This window comes from Singulisphaera chitinilytica, from assembly GCF_049331405.1.
Taxonomy (GTDB): Bacteria; Planctomycetota; Planctomycetia; order Isosphaerales; family Isosphaeraceae; genus PoT.
The window spans coordinates 3,323,969-3,340,227 of sequence record NZ_CP186274.1 but is presented as its reverse complement, the minus strand read 5'-3'; the positions used below and the strand labels follow the sequence as shown (position 1 = coordinate 3,340,227).

The 16,259-nt window shown below is 65.9% G+C and carries 14 protein-coding genes; 5 read left to right on the top strand and 9 right to left on the bottom strand.

Features of this window, described 5'->3' with window-relative positions; all coding sequences use genetic code 11:
- Nucleotides 1-5: 5 nt before the first annotated feature.
- The 5 genes from ACOYYX_RS13585 to ACOYYX_RS13565 all read right to left on the bottom strand — a co-directional run bounded on the left by ACOYYX_RS13585 (nt 6) and on the right by ACOYYX_RS13565 (nt 4,884).
- Entirely contained in the window at nt 6-416 is a 411-nt protein-coding gene (locus ACOYYX_RS13585) for a VOC family protein (RefSeq protein ID WP_422930440.1), read from the bottom strand.
- A 99-nt stretch (nt 417-515) separates the two neighbouring features.
- On the bottom strand, nt 516-1,604 hold the full coding sequence (locus tag ACOYYX_RS13580; protein WP_422930439.1) for a hypothetical protein: 1,089 nt from the start codon (nt 1,602-1,604) through the stop codon (nt 516-518).
- Between the two features lie 22 nt (nt 1,605-1,626).
- Nucleotides 1,627-2,997, bottom strand: a complete 1,371-nt coding sequence (locus tag ACOYYX_RS13575; protein WP_422930438.1) for a hypothetical protein — start codon at nt 2,995-2,997, stop codon at nt 1,627-1,629.
- A gap of 251 nt (nt 2,998-3,248) precedes the next feature.
- A complete protein-coding gene (locus ACOYYX_RS13570) occupies nt 3,249-3,770 on the bottom strand; it encodes a DUF1572 family protein (protein ID WP_422930437.1) in 522 nt (173 codons plus the stop codon).
- A gap of 94 nt (nt 3,771-3,864) precedes the next feature.
- Entirely contained in the window at nt 3,865-4,884 is a 1,020-nt protein-coding gene (locus ACOYYX_RS13565) for a DinB family protein (RefSeq protein WP_422930436.1), read from the bottom strand.
- Nucleotides 4,885-5,035: 151 nt separating this feature from the next.
- Here ACOYYX_RS13565 and ACOYYX_RS13560 point away from each other — a divergent pair, with 151 nt between their 5' ends.
- From ACOYYX_RS13560 to ACOYYX_RS13545, 4 genes are all read left to right on the top strand, one after another.
- Nucleotides 5,036-5,455: a VOC family protein gene (locus tag ACOYYX_RS13560; RefSeq protein ID WP_422930435.1), complete on the top strand. Its 420-nt coding sequence runs from the start codon at nt 5,036-5,038 to the stop codon at nt 5,453-5,455.
- Nucleotides 5,456-5,550: 95 nt separating this feature from the next.
- Nucleotides 5,551-7,422, top strand: a complete 1,872-nt coding sequence (locus ACOYYX_RS13555) for a sigma-70 family RNA polymerase sigma factor (RefSeq protein WP_422930434.1) — start codon at nt 5,551-5,553, stop codon at nt 7,420-7,422.
- Between the two features lie 178 nt (nt 7,423-7,600).
- Nucleotides 7,601-8,053, top strand: a complete 453-nt coding sequence (locus ACOYYX_RS13550; RefSeq protein WP_422930433.1) for a MaoC family dehydratase — start codon at nt 7,601-7,603, stop codon at nt 8,051-8,053.
- 46 nt (nt 8,054-8,099) lie between these two features.
- Nucleotides 8,100-9,887 carry an ATP-binding cassette domain-containing protein gene (locus tag ACOYYX_RS13545; protein WP_422930432.1) on the top strand — a complete coding sequence of 596 codons (1,788 nt, stop codon included), beginning with the start codon at nt 8,100-8,102 and terminating at the stop codon, nt 9,885-9,887.
- A gap of 5 nt (nt 9,888-9,892) precedes the next feature.
- Here the strand turns inward: ACOYYX_RS13545 and ACOYYX_RS13540 are convergent, their stop codons facing one another.
- From ACOYYX_RS13540 to tyrS, 4 genes are all read right to left on the bottom strand, one after another.
- Nucleotides 9,893-11,446, bottom strand: a complete 1,554-nt coding sequence (locus ACOYYX_RS13540) for an FAD-dependent oxidoreductase (protein WP_422930431.1) — start codon at nt 11,444-11,446, stop codon at nt 9,893-9,895.
- A 47-nt stretch (nt 11,447-11,493) separates the two neighbouring features.
- Entirely contained in the window at nt 11,494-12,462 is a 969-nt protein-coding gene (locus tag ACOYYX_RS13535; RefSeq protein ID WP_422930430.1) for a lysophospholipid acyltransferase family protein, read from the bottom strand.
- Nucleotides 12,463-12,572: 110 nt separating this feature from the next.
- Nucleotides 12,573-13,637, bottom strand: coding sequence for a Gfo/Idh/MocA family protein (locus ACOYYX_RS13530; protein ID WP_422930429.1), 1,065 nt, complete (start codon nt 13,635-13,637; stop codon nt 12,573-12,575).
- A 29-nt stretch (nt 13,638-13,666) separates the two neighbouring features.
- Complete coding sequence (gene tyrS, locus ACOYYX_RS13525; RefSeq protein ID WP_422930428.1) at nt 13,667-14,884, bottom strand: tyrosine--tRNA ligase; 1,218 nt, start codon at nt 14,882-14,884, stop codon at nt 13,667-13,669.
- 145 nt (nt 14,885-15,029) lie between these two features.
- On the opposite strand from tyrS, the gene ACOYYX_RS13520 reads away from it, so the two are divergent.
- Complete coding sequence (locus tag ACOYYX_RS13520; RefSeq protein ID WP_422930427.1) at nt 15,030-16,157, top strand: lysostaphin resistance A-like protein; 1,128 nt, start codon at nt 15,030-15,032, stop codon at nt 16,155-16,157.
- Nucleotides 16,158-16,259: the final 102 nt, after the last annotated feature.

Genomic DNA, 16,259 nt, shown 5'->3' with positions numbered 1-16,259 from the left:
CGCGTTCAATAGATCGACCACCAGCCCCGGCTCATCAGCTCCACGAGATGGCCGTCGGGGTCGCGGAAGTAGAGGCTCGTCGCCCCCTTGGGCCACTCGACCACGCCCTCGATCGCCACCCCTTCCGCCACAAGGCGTTCCTTCCAGGGCTCCACGTCCTCCGCCTCGATGCCGAATGCGAAGTGGAGTCGGCCGGAGCCGTCGTGCGGCGGGATCAGGCCCCCGTACAGCTTGGCCGGTTCGCTCGTCGCCCCCTTGAGGAAGAGGAGGAGCACGTCACGATCGGCCACATTCAGGGCACAGAGCCGGTCGTCCTCCACCAGCGTCGGGAACCCGAACACCCGCCGATAGAACGCGACCGAGCGGGCCAGGTCCTCGACGTAAAGCGCCGTCTCGAGGATTCCGTTCACCTTCATCGTCCACCTCCCCCGTGAATTCTACGCGTCGCGTCGAGGGTCCGGCGGGCCCCAAGGGCTCGTTTCGCCACCGCAATCAAGCATTGAAGACATGAGAACTCAAGGCTTCAATGCTCGATAGGCTTTGCCCAACGCCTCGACTTTCTCCCAGTCCTTGACGAGCCAGCCCCAGACGAACACCATCGCCCCCGTCGATGGCGCCGCAGTCCCCTGCTCCACGATGGTCCCGACGTCGGCGGCAGCCACATGCTCGCCCCAATCGGCGAGTTGGATGATCGGCCAGATCTTGAGTCGCTCGCCGGGCTTGCCTCGGATCCCGAGATACTCCCCAAGCCAGGCGACCTGGCGGCCGACCCAGGCCGGGTCGTCGGCGTGGCCGAATCGCGCGTGGTAGGGCATCGGGCTCAGGACGTCGAAGTAGGGAGCCTGCGATTTCAGGTCGATCGCGAGCTTGTCGCGCAGGGCACCGTCGAAGTCGGCGTTCGACCAGGGGCAATGGAACGTCCCGAGCAGTGCTTTGGGTCGCTCCTGGTTGACGATCTGGCGGAACTCGCGCACCCAGTCGGTGAAGACGTCGCAACGCCAGCGGATCCAGTCGGCCTTCTTTTGCGTCAGCAACCAGCGGGCACGCTCGGGGGTGGGGGCATCGGGTAGGCTCACGCCGGTCCGCTTCTCGAACTGCGACAGGCAGCGCGGGCAGAAGCAGGTGTCGGGGAGGTTCGGCTTGGCCTGCTCCCAACTGACATGGGCGTGATGGTAGTCGAGCCAGATCCCGTCGATCTCGAAGTCGTGCAGAGACTTCCTGAAAGCATCCATGCGGGCCCGGCGATGCCCGGGATGGGTCGGGCAGATGCCTTGCCAGTCATCGGGGGGCGGGCAGGGTTTACCGTCGGAGCCGATGGGGGCGGCGTCGGGATGATCGCGGAGGTATTCCGCGTCGTGCATCGTGTTGAACTCGGCGAAGACCCTCGCCCCTTGCTTCCTGAGCAAGGCGATCGTCTCGCGGCTCAGGGCGTCGGAGCCCATCCAGACGGCGTTGACGCCGTAGTCGGCGAGTGTCTTGCCCTGATCCAGGATCTCGGTCGGCACGCCCCCGTAGATGCCCCGGATCTCGACGCGAGGCCCGTCGCCGGCGAATGCGAACGAGGCCGAGAGCCAGGCGAGAGCGGCGAAGTAAGTGCGTCGCATCGAACCCTCCCGAGGGTTGGCGTCAATCCCGGAGCGCGGCACGGATCGCGGCCTTCATCCGATCCTCAGAGCCTGGAGCGACCCAGCACCAGTCATTGAGGTTGCCGTCGTTCTCCTCGAAGTGATGCTCCGTCGGGATGTAGCCGGTCGCACTCTCGCCGTATCCCATCGTCACGACGAAGAGGTCGGGGCGCGTGGCCTGGGCGTAGAGTTGATACTCGACGTAGGACTCGCCCGGCAGGAGCAGCAGACGCGCCTTGCCGAGCGCCAGGACCGGCACGTCGATGGTCTTGCCCACGTCCGCACGGGCACGCCAGCTCAGGCCGAGCGCGGCGAGGCACTGGCCGAAGGGCTTGGGGTCGGTGTCCATGCGCTTCTCGAGCTCGGCGACCTTGAACCCCTCCGAATCCCTCGGCTCGACGCGGAGCTTCTCGACCTTGAATGCCGGGCGATCGATGGGCGTGACCTTCGTATTCTGCCAGGCCTCGGCCATGGCCTTGCGTATGCGCTCGGCCAGGATCGGGCGGTTGGCCGGCGAGCCGTCGTTGTACTTGCCGGCGGTGATGTTGCCGCTGCAACCGCTGGTGTAGATCTGGAAGGTCGTGGGGGTCTCTTCCTGCCGCTTCTTGCGGGCCATGCCGACGAAGTCGGTGTTGACGTCCCCCTGGCCGTAGAAGCTCATCGGATGCGTGGCGTAGCAACTCAAGGCGAGCAAGGGCTGATCGCCGTCCCAGAGGCTGATCGTCTTGAGCCAGGGGTCGATCACGCCCTCGGGCTGGTCGCGGATCGCCGGATCCCTGGTGGCGCTCATGCGGTTGAAGCCGGGCTTGCCGTCGGCCTGGATGTAGCGTCGGTTCGAAGCCACCTTCTCGACCTTCGCCTGGCCCATGCCGACGTGCGTCACCGACTGCGTGGTCTTCAACCCCTCGGCGAGGGCCTTCGCCACGTCGCGCACGGCCTTCTCGTGGAACTCGACGTCGCAGACGCTCCCCTTGGCCTTGTGCTGATCGAGGAGGTGCTCGGCCGTCAGGTCGGCGATCGGCGTGTCGTGCTGGTGCAGGCTCGTGACGACGACGCGAGCCGGCTCGGTGCCGGCGGCCTCGGCGAGGGCCTCGCGCCAGCGTTCATAGGCGTCGTTGCGGATCTCGCACCAGTCGATGGCCGCGACGACGATCGGCTTGCCGGCACCGAGCAGGACGAACCCCTTGGCCCAGAGGGGCTCGAGGATCTTTTTAGCGGGCGCGATGCCGCCCCCCATGAGCGGATGGCCCAGCGGAGGGGTGACGTCGGCCGAGAACGTGGCAAGCCGCAGTGTAGGCGGCGCGGCCAGGGCGTGGGCTAGACCCGCCGAAAGGCAGGCCGCGAAGGTGCTCAGGGCGGTGCGACGATTCATCGTGTCCTCGACGAATGACGGTCCGGCCGCGCCAAGGTGCCCGGGATCATCCGAGGCGGGATGAGGCACGCGACGGCCTGGCCTCGGTTCGGCAGGCGATTCACGGGGAGGGAACGCTTCGAGGTGGTTCGGCCCCACTCGGCCGCCGCAGTTCACCCTTCGCGCCCCGGATGAGGGATTGTCGCGCAGGGCCCCGGCGTGGTCAATGATGCAGCCGATCTCGTCGAGACTCGAGCGATCGGGGATGATCCTCAGGCCGGAGATCCCTGTTCGGGCGTCTTCGGGACATATGCGAAGCGGTAGTCCTCGCCGAGCTGGAATCGCGAGATGTAGATCACTTCCTGCGCGTGCCCGCCGAGGTGTTCAATGGGTCTCCAGATAGCGTACAGGATGCTTTGCTCGGAACCCTGGATCCGGCGCCGGTCGAGTAGCGATGAAGGGTCGAACGAGGCGAGGACTGCGTCGGATTCGGCGATGGCCTGGCGAAACCGCTGCAGGAGTTCCGCCTTGGGGAGCTGCTCGCGCGCGGCAAATTCGGCGGGGCGGTCGCGAGTATCGGGCGTCCCGCCGACACCGGAGATGATCCATTGCCGGATGTTCCCGCTCAGGTGCAACAGGATGTTCGCGACGCTGTTCATCGACTCGGTGGGACGCCACCAGACCTGGTCTTCGCTCAACTGATTGACGCAATGCTCAATCATGCCGGCGCGGTTCTTCAGGCGTTCCCGGGCCAATTCAATGTAGGCACGCCCGATCTCCTGGGTCTCGCTCATCGCCGTATCTCCGTCGTTGGGTTTGGAACCGACACTCGGCCCTGACAATGGGAAGCCGCCCGGAGTTCACCTTCGGCCTATCGCGACGAAGGCCTCAGCGCGTCTGGGGGATCTGCTCGAAGGCCCAGTAGATGAAATCGGTGGCGGGTTGCTCGATGCCGAACGCCTTGAGCTTCGAGGCGATCTGTCCGCGATGATAGGTCGAATGGTTGACGACGTGCCGCAGGACGACCCAGGGGGGCAAGGTCGCCGACCTCGTCGCCCGGCGCAAGGTTATGGGCGTTTCCAGGGACTCCGGCGTCGCGGACTCGAGGAAAGCCGAGACGTGCGAGGCCGCTCGCTCGAGCCAGTCGGCCACGGCATCGACGGTCCCGAGTTGCTCGGCCGTGGGGCTCGACTGAACGTTCTCGCCGCTGAGCCCGCGCAGCCAACCCTCCTCGACGACCGCGATGTGATAGAGCGAGCTCTGGATCGAGGACCAACCCGGGTGCGGCTCGGCTTGGTACTGGTCGGGGCTCAAGGCTCGACACGCCCCGAGCATACGGGCGTTGGCCCAACGGTTGTAATTATAAAGCGAGACAAAGTCATCATGCATCAGCATCACTCCATTGTCGTGAGATCGAGCCGGAATCCAACTCTTATGCGTCAGTGCCAGGACCTCCGGCGGGATCCGGTCGAGCCAGCCCAGCGAGAGGACCGCCCAGAAGCCGATGCCGATGGCCTCGGCGGCGTCGTGCCGCAGCGAGGTTGCTCGAGGGGCTCCCGACCACTCGATCACGCGGCGGGCGAGCGAGTCGGCACTCCGCTTGGCCCGGTCCCGGCCCCGGATGTCCTTCGCGTGGAAGAGGTCGACCCGCCAATCCTCGGCGCTGATGCTTCGCGTGGCAATCCCCCGGTGTTTGGCAGCACGGCTCCAAACTTCGGCGATCGGTCCTCCCCCTTCCAGGACGAGGAACCCGAGGTCCGCGAAACCGGAGAGGATGCCATGCACGCCCCTCCGAAGCGCCTCCCGATTGGCGAAATGCTGCGAGCGGTAGCCGATCAGCCGGCCATCCCCGTCGAAGGTGGCCAGGCCGGTCCGCAAACCCAGGTCCACGGCGAGCAAGGTAGCCATTAACTGAAGACTTGTCCAGACATCGCGATCGTCAAACCCCGAGGATCATTGAGCCCCAGGGCTACTCGCTTCGAGTACGATGGCCTTACCACCTGTCTATCACGAATAGACGCCTCGCTCCATGAGGCGACCAAGGGCGAACGAAATCCCCATGGAACCGACGTCGACGGCCAGAGTCAGCGAGTTCGACCACCTCGTGTTCACGGTCGCGAGCATTGAGGCCACGCTCGCATTCTACAAGCAAGTGCTGGGGATGGAGCCGGTCCAGTTCGGCGAGGGGCGGCAGGCGCTCGCCTTCGGCGACCAGAAGATCAACCTGCACCAGCAAGGCGCGGAGTTCGAGCCCAAGGCGAAGTGGCCGACCCCCGGCGCGATCGACCTCTGTTTCCTGGCGACGACACCGCTCGAGGAGTTCATGCGGCACCTCGAGGCCTGCAAGGTGGCGGTCGAGCTGGGCCCGGTCTTCCGCACGGGCGCAAGAGGGCCGATCCTCTCGGTTTACTTCCGGGATCCGGACGGGAATCTCATCGAAGTCGCCAACCAGGTCGAGTCGCCAGACCTTTCGGGCTGAGACGATTTCGAGCGAAATCCGAGAAAGTCAGATTGAGGGCGTCGGATTACGCAGATAGAGGGTGACCTGGCTGAGTCGTGGGGAGGAGCCGCGGGATGTCGAGCCGAATTGCCGGGGCATGGGCGGGCCAACTGGATCAATTGCTCAAGCGAGGCGCCATCGCCAGCGCGGGCGAGGGCCAGTTGCTGGAACGCTTTGCCAAGACGCAGGATGAGGCCGCCTTCGCGGCGATCATCGCCCGCCACGGGCCGATGGTGCTCGGCGTCTGCCGACGGGTCCTGAGGGACGAGCATGACGTGGAAGACGCCTTCCAGGCCACCTTCCTCGTCCTGGTGCGCCGGGCCAATGGTATCCGCAACGGCGACCTCGTGGGGCACTGGCTGCACGGCGTCGCACATCGGGTCGCGGTGAGGGCGAGGGCCCACGCCGCTCGCCGGTTCGTCCGCGAGAAGACGGGGTTCGACGAGATCGGGGCGTTCTCCGACGACGAGTCGGGGGACGTCGGGTTCGACGAGACCCGCAGCGTGCTCGACGAGGAACTCGGGAGGCTGCCCCAGTCGCTCCGAGCTCCGATGGTCCTCTGCTACCTCGAAGGGCTCACGCACGACGAGGCGGCCCGCCGCCTCGGCTGGCCGGTGGGGACCGTCAGGAGCCGGATGGCCCGGGCCCGCGACCTGCTCCGGCAGCGGCTGAGCCGCCGGGGGCTCGTGGCCTCCTCGATCCTCCCGGCTCGCCCGTTCCTCCTCCACGAACCGAGCCAGGTTCTGCTCGACGCCACCATCGAGGCCTCGTTGGCCTTCGCCCGGCACCAGGCGGCATCGTCGGCCCTGATCTCCAGCACCGCCGGCGTCCTCGCAAATGGAGTGATCCACGCCATGACCCTCTCGAAGATCAAGCTCGTCGCGGGACTCGCCGTCGCCGCCTGCGCCCTGTCGGTCGGCGGCTATCAGACGTACGGCAAGGGTTCGGGAACCGAGAATGAGCCGAACGCCTCGGCCGTCGCCGCAGCCCAGCCCGGCGATAAGCCCGAGGCCATCAACGAAGCCCTCGACAAACTTCAAAAAGAGCTCGCCGCCTCCTCCAAGCGCAACAACGATCTGCAGAACGAGTTGAAGCAGCTCCAGGATGAACTGAAGGCGCTGCGAGTCTCGTCGAACAACCCGGCGCACTCTCAGGAGAAGGGCCAGCGCAAAGGCGTTGACGTCCGAAGCATGAGCCGGGCCAGGTCGGAAGCCTCGTCGTCGTCGTCCTCGACACCGAAAGCGGTGACAAAGCCGAATCGGGCCATGGGAGGCATGATGGGTGGAATGGGCGGCGGGATGGGCGGGATGGGCATGATGGGTGGAATGGGCGGCGGGATGGGTGCCATGGGCATGATGGGCGGAATGGGCGGCGGGATGGGTGCCATGGGCGGGATGATGGGAGGCCCGGCCCAGAATCGGCTCAACTACATCTCTAACGGCTCGCTGATCGTGATCCCGTCTCCCGAAGGGGATCAGGTCACGGCTTACAGCACGGAGACGGGGACCCAGGAAGCACTCCGGCTATTCGACTCCAAGGAGCCTGAGAGGAAGGTGATCCCACTCGTCACCAAGGGGGTTGCGGCACTCGCAATTGAAGGCCCGGAGATTTCTCGGATCGCCGTCTATAACTCGGTTGATGGCAAGTGGTATCCGCAAGATCTGAAGGAGCCGGTCGAAGGCGCAACGCCGGTCTTCGTCGACGAAGTGGGCTTCTATGGCCTGGGCCGTTATGTCTATGCCTTCAGTGCAGAGGCCAAGCGCTGGGCCGTGCTGACCCTCCCCGAAGGTGCCGACGCAACGCCCGTCGTCCAGAACAATGCGGTGCTCGTCGATCACGACGGCCACCTCTATGTCTTCAGCAAGAAGATCGGCAAGTGGGTCGACATCGACACCCGCTCGGATTCCAAGGCCGGCAAGCCTGCGAATCCTCAGGAGAAGGACTGACGGCTCGAGGCTCTCATCCTACTCGAGGCAGGCGCAACTCGAAGAGAGTTCCGCCTGCCTCGCCGCGTTTCGAACGATTGAGACAGCCCTTGTGGCCGGGGGCGGCCGTTGGGTATTGAAGGGGGGTCGCGGTCGAGATACCTGCCTTCGCTGAAATGCCCTGAGAGAGCTTGCCATCATGTCCAGCGGGATGACGTTCGAGGACTTCGCGTTGGGCCAGACGTACCGCTCGGGCCCCGTGACGATGGAACTCACGGCCTTGAAAGCGTTTTCGGCGGAGTTCGACCCGCAGCCGTTCCACCTGGATGAGGAGGCCGGCAAGGCCTCGTTCTTCGGCGGGCTCGTCGCGAGCGGCTGGCACACGGCGGCCCTGACCATGAAGCTCCTCACGTCGAGCGATCTCAAGGTCGAGGGGGGCCTGATCGGCGTCGGGATCGACGAGTTGAAGTGGCCAAGGCCGGTCAAGGCGGGGGATCGACTCACCCTCGAGCTCGAGGTGATCCGCCTCCGCACCTTGAAGTCGCGTGACGACAAGGGGCTCTTGACGGTACAGTCGACGACCAAGAATCAAGACGGCGAGCCCGTCCTGACCATGATCGTCAACATGATCGTCCCCCGTCGGCCGAGCTGAGCCGACGGAGGTGACGAGTCCGCACCGCGAGCCGAGACGTCTAGCCATGGCATTGCTGAGCCTGAGGAATGTGAGCCTGGCCTTCGGAGGGCCCCGACTGCTCGACGGCGTCGAGCTTCAGATCGAGCGAGGCGAGCGCGTCTGCTTGCTCGGACGCAACGGCGAGGGCAAAAGCACCCTGCTCCGCCTGCTCCAGGGGCAGCTCGCCCCCGACGAAGGCGAGGTCATCCGCCAGCAAGGCCTGCGCGTCGCCCGCCTGACCCAGGACGTCCCCCAGGACCTCACCGGCGACATCGCCGAGGTCGTGGCGCAGGGACTGGACGCGGAGGACTCGGCGGGGCCCCACGACCATCGCGTCGAGGCCGTCATCTCCCGGATGGGGCTCGACGCCACCTCGCGGTTCGAGGCCCTCTCCTCGGGGATGAAGCGGCGCGTCCTGCTCGCGCAGGCGATCGTCGCCGAGCCCGACATCCTCCTGCTCGACGAGCCGACGAACCACCTGGATATCGAGGCCATCCGCTGGCTCGAGGAGTTCCTCCCCCGCGCGGGGCTGACCCTGATCTTCGTCACCCACGACCGCGTCTTCCTCGGCAAGCTCGCCACCCGGATTCTCGAGCTCGATCGCGGCCATCTCTTCGACTGGTCGTGCGACTACGCCACCTTCCTCGCTCGCAAGGAAGACCTGCTCGCCGCCGAGTCACGCCACAACTCGCTCTTCGACAAGAAGCTCGCGCAGGAAGAGGTCTGGATCCGCAAGGGGGTTGAAGCCCGGCGTACCCGCAACGAGGGCCGCGTCCGCGCCCTCAAGGCCCTGCGCGAGGCCAGGAGCCAGCGACGCGACCGCCAGGGGACGGCCAGGATGAAGGCCCAAGAGGCCGAGCGCTCCGGCACGATGGTCATCGAGGCCAAGGGGGTGAGCTTCGGCTACGCCGAGCGGACCGTGATCAAGGACCTGACCACGACGATCACCCGCGGCGACAAGATCGGGATCATCGGCCCCAACGGCTCGGGCAAGACCACCCTGCTCCGCCTCCTCCTCGGCAAGCTCACGCCGCCGGAAGGCTCCATCCGCCTGGGCACCAACCTTGAGATCGCCTACTTCGACCAGCTCAAGGCGACCCTCGACGAGGAGAAGACGGTCCAGGAGAACGTCGCCGACGGCTACGACACGATCTACATCAACGGCCAGCCCCGGCACGTCCTGGGCTATCTGCAAGACTTCCTCTTCCCGCCCGACCGGTCGAGGAGCCTGATCCGCTTCCTCTCGGGGGGCGAGCGCAGCCGACTCCTCCTGGCCAAGCTCTTCACCAAGCCGTCGAACGTGCTCGTGCTCGACGAGCCGACCAACGACCTCGACATGGAGACCCTCGAACTGCTCGAAAGCCTGCTGGTGGACTACCAGGGGACCGTCCTGCTCGTCAGCCACGACCGGGCCTTCCTCAACGACGTCGTCACCAGCACCCTCGCGATCGACGCCCAGGGGCAGGTCAAGGAATACGACGGCGGTTACGACGACTTCATCCGCCAGCGCTCGCAGGAAGAGAAGGTCGAGCCCGCCGCCGAGGCCTCGGCGACTAAGGCGGCCGAAAAGCCTCGCGAAAAAACGCGCAAGCTCTCGTTCAAGGAGCAGCGCGAGATGGAAGCCCTCCCCGGCAAGATCGACGTGCTCGAGACCACCATCGCCGGCTTCCACGAGGCGATGGCCGACCCCTCGTACTACCGCAAGTCGAGCGACGAGATCGCCAAGAGCAAGGCCGAGCTCGACGCCGCCGAGGCCGACCTGGCTGCGGCCTACGCCCGCTGGGAAGAGTTGGAGAGCCTCGGCAACGCCTGAGCTGGTCAGTTGATGAGATACTGGCTCACGAGTTCCTGGAAGGCGCGACACTGATCCTCGACCCAGGCGTTGTCGCGCCCGAGTTCCTGACCCATCAAGCTCGCGACGGCCGGGGCGATATCCAGGCTCGCCCGGGCATCCAGGATCAGGGCTCGTGTCCGCCTGGCGAGGACGTCCTCGACCGTCCTCGCGGACTCGAAACGAACCGCCCAGACGACCTCCCCCATCAGGTAGGGGAGCCTCGGATGGAGCGGCGGCGACCATTCGGGCCGCTCTGCGCAAAGCCGATTCAGGGCCGGGCGATCCGACCCGTAGACGGCGCGAGGTTCGTCCGGCGAGACATCCTCCGCCCCGTGGAGCTTCCAGGTCGAGGTCACGCAGGGACGCGTGGCGAGGCCCCCCACCTCAACGGCCTGGTCGACGGCCTGCTCCGCCATCAGGCGATAGGTCGTCCACTTGCCGCCGGTGATCGTGACCAGGCCGGTCTTCGACGTTGCCAGGTGAAGCTCTCGCGAAAGCTTCGAGGTCTTGGAGGTATGGTCGTCCTTCAGAAGCGGCCGGAGACCCGCGAACTGGCTGAGGACGTCGGAGGTCTTGGGGGCCTTCACGAGGTACTTGCCGGCATACTCGAGCAGGTACGCCACATCGTCCTTGGAGGGTCTGGGCTCCCACTCGATGTCGTCGACGGGGGTGTCGGTGGTGCCCAGCAGGACGCGGTCATGCCAGGGGATCGTGAAGAGGACGCGGCCGTCCTCGGTCCTGGGGATCAGCAACGCCGAGTCGCCGGGCAGGAAGCTGCGGTCGAGGACCACGTGAATCCCCCGGCTCGGGGCGATGATGCCCCGGGAGCTCGGCTCGTCCATGGATCGGATCGCGTCGACGAAGACCCCGGTCGCGTTGACGACGCAGCGCCCCTGGATCTCGAAGTCCTCGCCGGTCTCGGCATCCCTGGCCGTCACGCCGGAGGTCTGGCCGTTGCGATGCAGGATCGACGTGACGGGGCAATAGTTGAGGGCACATCCCCCCTGGTCGAGCGCCGTCCTCAGCAGGGCGATCGCGAGGCGGGCGTCGTCGAACTGGCCATCGTAGTAGAGGCTCCCCCCTTGCAGCCCTTGCGGGCGCAGGGTCGGGAGCCGGGCCAAGGTCTCGTCGCGGCCGATCGAGCGGGAGGCCCCGAGCCCAAGCGAGCCGGAGAGGAGGTCGTAGACCTTCAGGCCGACTCCGAAATAAGGGCGCGACCACCAGTTATACGCGGGGACGACGAAGGCCATGTCATGGACGAGGTGCGGGGCGTTCTGCCGCAGGAGCCCGCGCTCGCGGAGAGCCTCGCGGACCATGCCGACTCGCCCCTGCTCGAGGTAGCGGACCCCGCCGTGGACGAGCTTGGTGCTCCGGCTCGACGTCCCCTTGGCGAAGTCGTGCGACTCGAGGAGCAGGGTCCGATAGCCTCGCGTGACCGCATCGACGGCGACGCCCAGGCCGGTGGCCCCGCCGCCGATGACGACGATGTCCCAGGTCTCGCCGGCACGGACGCGGTCGATCATGGCTTGTCGCGTCATCGTGCTCCTCGAGCTTGCGTCGTAGAAGTAGGGCCAGGCCCTTGGTTTCAGTTCGACCGGGCTTCCGCGTTCTCGGCCGCCTCGACGGGCGCGGTGGGCGTCCGCTTCTTCCGGGGCTTCGGCTGGTGCTTCCAGCGCCGGTGGAGCCAGAGATATTGCTCGGGCGATCGGCGGACCACCGCCTCGAGCGCCGAGGTATAGCGCTGGGTCAGGAGCTTGACGTCGTCGGCCTCGCCCGTCCACTCCCAGGGCTCGATCACGACCTCGCAGCCGACCTCATACTGGAAGCCGTCGCCGAGGCGCCTGGCATAGCCAACGACGACCGGGGCGTTGTGCTCGATCGCGAGGATGGCGATGGCCTTGTGCGTCGAGGCCGGCCGGCCGAAGAAGTCGACGAAGAGGCCGTTCTGCCCCGCGTCCTGGTCGGCGAGGAACGAGAGGACGCCCCCCGTCCGGAGGACTTCGAGCATCTGGTCGTACCCGCCCGACTTGGGGATCATTTTCTGCCCGGTCCGCTCCCGGAACGAACGCAAGAAACGGTCGAGATAGATATTATCAAGGGTACGCGCGACCGAGTGCGGCGGGAAGCCGAAGACCCCGAAAAGATACCCGGCCATCTCCCAGTTGCCGAAGTGGCCGCTCAGGAGGATCACCGGCCCCCCCTTGAAGAAGGCGTTGAGCACCTTCTCGTGGCCGACGAGGGTGATCCGATCCCGCCAGGTGGTCGGGTGGAGCTTGCGCGGGATGTGGAGGATCTCCATCAGCATCTTGCAGAAGTGCCGATAGACGCCCCGCACGATCTGGTCGCGCTCGGCATCGTTGTACTTGTCGCCGAAGGCCGACTTGAGGTTATCGAGCCCGACCTGACGATGCCGCTTGTCCACGCGATAGAGGATGGCCGCCAGGAACTCGGCAAAGGCGTACGACTGTTCGATCGTGAGCGCCTGGGCGATCCCGACGATCAGCCGAACCACGAGATATACGCTGTAATCCAGCACACGGTTGCGGCGCCGCATCGGTCACTCCTTTGACGCTCGATCCCCGAAGGATGCACACCCCAGGCCCGGCTCGCGGCGGGACTCGAAGCCCGGGCTCCCCCCGGACTCCTTGACCTTCAGCAAGACGCTCATCGATCCTCGTACGGCAGCCGGATCGCCTTGCCTTCTTTCGACGACTGATAGATCGCGCGGATGATCTCGACCGACTTGCGCCCTTCCCGGCCGTCGACGAGGGGCTCCCCCCCTTCGTCGATCGCCCTGAGGAAGTCGGCGAGTTGGTCGCGATGCCCCGCGTGGTTGATCCCCCTGGGGTCGCTCGCGCCGGCGGCAAACCCCGACGAGCCCCGCATCTTCTCGAGGATCGACGCATCCTCGGGAGCCTCATTGGCGAAAGTCCAGAGCGTGATGTCATCCTGCTCGACGCGGGCCGAGCCGAACTCGCCGTGGATCTCGGTCCGCTTGAGCAGCCCGGGATAGGCGCTCGTGGCCGCCTCGATGACGCCGAGGGCCCCGTTCTTGAACCGGATGGCGGCGACGGCCGTGTCCTCGACCTCGATGCGCTCGTGAACCAGGAGGCCGGTGAGCGCCTGGATCGTGTCGACGTCCCCCATCAGCCACGAGATGAGGTCGACGTTGTGGATCGCCTGGTTCATCAGGGCGCCGCCGCCGTCGAGGTCCCAGGTCCCTCGCCAGCCGCCCGAGTCGTAGTAGGCCTGGGTCCGCCACCACTTGACGTAGGTGTCGCCCAGGGTGAGGCGGCCGAACCGGCCCGAGTCGATCGCACGCTTGAGGGCGATGTTCGACTCGCTGAACCGGGAGGGGAAGATCGTGCAGAGGCGGACCCCGGCATCGTCGCAGGCCTGGATGATCGCGTCGCAACGGGGGAGCGTGATCTCGAGCGGCTTCTCGACCACGACATGCTTGCCGGCCTTCGCCGCCTGAATGCTCGGCTCGAGGTGGGCGCCGCTGGGCGTGCAGACGCAGACGATGTCGAGCCCGGGGTGGGCGAGCATCTTCGTGAGGTCGTCGTAGACGACGCAGTCGCCCCCGGCCAGGTCGGCGATCTTCTTGCCGTTGGCCGGGTTGCGGCTGAAGGCGGCGACGACGCTGGCACCTTCGATGTCATTGATCGCGCGGGTGTGGAACTCCGCAATCATCCCGCAGCCGATGATGCCAAAGCCGTGCGTCGCCATATGGTTTTTCTCGACTCCAGATTCTCAGGTTACTTCCAGACGACGCGGACGATCCGGTGCTTGCCGACCCGGACGATCAGGCCTTCCTGCACCTCGACCAGGGCCTTCACGTCGGAGACCGACGTCCGCTCAGGTCCGATCGAGACGCCGCCCCCCTCGATCACGCGCCTGGCATTCGAGGTGCTCTGCTCGAGCCCAAGGCCCACGAGCAACCGGGGGATCGCGATCTTGCCTTCGACGTCAAGCTGGCTCCGATCGAAGGGGGCCACCTTGATGTCGTCAGGGTCTTCCCCCTTGGCCCGCTTGCGGAACTCATCGGCCGCGGCGTCAGCCTCGGCCCGAGAGAGCAAGCCGGAGATGATCTCCTTGGCCAGGAACTCCTTCGAGTCGCGCGGGTTGACACCCGGGGCGAGGAGTTGGTCGACCTCGGCGATGGAGATGTCGGTCAGCAGCGTGAAGTACTGCCGCAGGGGCTCGTCGGGGATGCTCATGAGCTTGCCAAAGAGGTCGCTCGCCGACAGCCCGATGCCGATATCATTCCCCAGGCTCTTGCCCATCCGGCGCGTGCCGTCGGTGCCGACGAGGATCGGCATGGTCATCGCGACCTGGGGCCGCTGGCCGCGGGACTGCTGGAGCCCCCGGGCGACCATCAGGCTGAACAGCTGCTCGGAGCCGCCGAGTTCCACATCCGCCTTGATCTCGACCGAGTCCCACCCTTGCATCAAGGGGTAGAGGCACTCGTGCAGGTAGACCGGCTTCTCGGCGGCGAGCCGCTTGGCGAAGTCCTCGCGGGCCGAGATCTGCGAGAGGGTCATCTGCCGGGTCAGGTCGAGCACGTCGAGGAACGACCACTTCGAGAACCAGTCGCCGTTGTGATGGACCTCGGCGCGGTCAAGGTCGATGATCCGCCCGACCTGCCTCAAGTAGTCCTTGGCATTCGAGGCGACCTGCTCCTCGGTCAGTGACGCGCGGGTCTCGTCGCGTCCCGAGGGGTCGCCGACGAGGGCCGTGTAGTTGCCGATGATGATGACGGCAGTGTGGCCCAGGTCCTGGAACTGCTTCAACTTCCGTAGCGGCACGGTGTGGCCGAGGTGGACGTTGATCCCGGTCGGGTCGATCCCGTACTTCACGCGCAGGGGCACGTTGTCCTTGACCGATTTCTCGAGCATCTTGAGGAAATCGGCCTCGGGGACGATCTCTTCCACGCCCCGGCGAAGGATCTGCAACTGTTCGCTGACGTCCCGCATCGAAAACACCGCCTCCTCTAGGTCAGTAGCGCCCGCCGATTCTAGGCGTTAGGTTGATTTCGGGCAAGGTGGCCGTAAGCTTCAACGTTGCGATGCGCTTCGGCTTCAGGACAGTTGCCTGCCCGCGTCCCCCGGACCTCGATCCATGACGGCTTCTCCCGCCCAACTCGCCGCTGTCCTGCTACGCTTCATCCTCTCGATCACCCTTTTCGGGATGGTCATGGCCTGGGCCTGGGCATTCATGCAGCTGAGGGATCGGAAACCCCTGCTCGAGCCGTCGAAACGGATCGACGCCCCCTGGACCTTGACGACCGTTGGCATCGTCGTCATGACCTGGCTGCTCGTCCAGATCGCCATCTCGGTCATCTACATGGCCGCCAGCGGCCAACTCACGCCCGTCCCGCCCGCCGAGGGGAAGCCCAAGGCCCTCGGGAAGATGTCGTCCGCAGAATTGATGGCGATCACGAGCATCGCGAACCTGGTCCTCCTGATCCTGATCCCGATCGCCCTCAGCACGGCGACGAGGGCGCCGCTGCGGGCGCTCGGCCTGCAATGGGCCGGCCTGAAGCGGAACGTCTCCGCGGGCGTCATGGGGTTCCTGATCACGACGCCGGTGGTCTACTTCGTGAACTTCACGGCCTCGAGGCTCTGGCAATACCTCGGCCAAAAGTCGCTGGAGCATCCCGTCCAGGACATGATCGAGGCCAATTTCGGAATCGGAAGCGCGATCATCGCCTTGATCTCCGCTGTGGTCCTGGCCCCCGCCGCCGAGGAGTTGATCTTCCGGGGCCTGATCCAGGGCTGGCTCGCGAATCAGTTCAGGCCTGTCGTGATCTCGCACCGCCCCTCGCACGACGACCTCGCCTTCCCCCAGGAAGACCTGATCCTCGAATCCCTCGATTCGGAGGTGAGCTTCCCCGCCGACTCGGAGCCCAAAGACTCGAGCGTCCTGGTCCCGACGACGACGCGAACGCTCGCGATCGTCGCGACCTCGGTCCTCTTCGGGGGCGTGCATATCGCTCAGTGGCCCGCGCCGATCGCGATCTTCGTCCTCGCGCTCGGCCTCGGCTGGATCTACGACCGGACGGGGAGCCTCATCGCCCCGTTCGTCATGCACGCACTTTTCAATGGATTAGCGACCATCCTACTCTTCCACTCGATGCTCCAGCCGAAGCCCGCCGTCGACGCCCACAAGCCGCCGGGGCCCGCCATGCAGACTCATGTTCATTTGCCGAGCATCGCAGCCGTGCACTCCCGTTCATCCCGCCCATGAACGAAAGATATCGTTGCTTTCATTCTAGAATTCGTGACTTTTTCCTGTTGCCGCAATCGTTCGCGACTGTTAGATTCACCGGCGTGTCTACCAAGCCCGTGA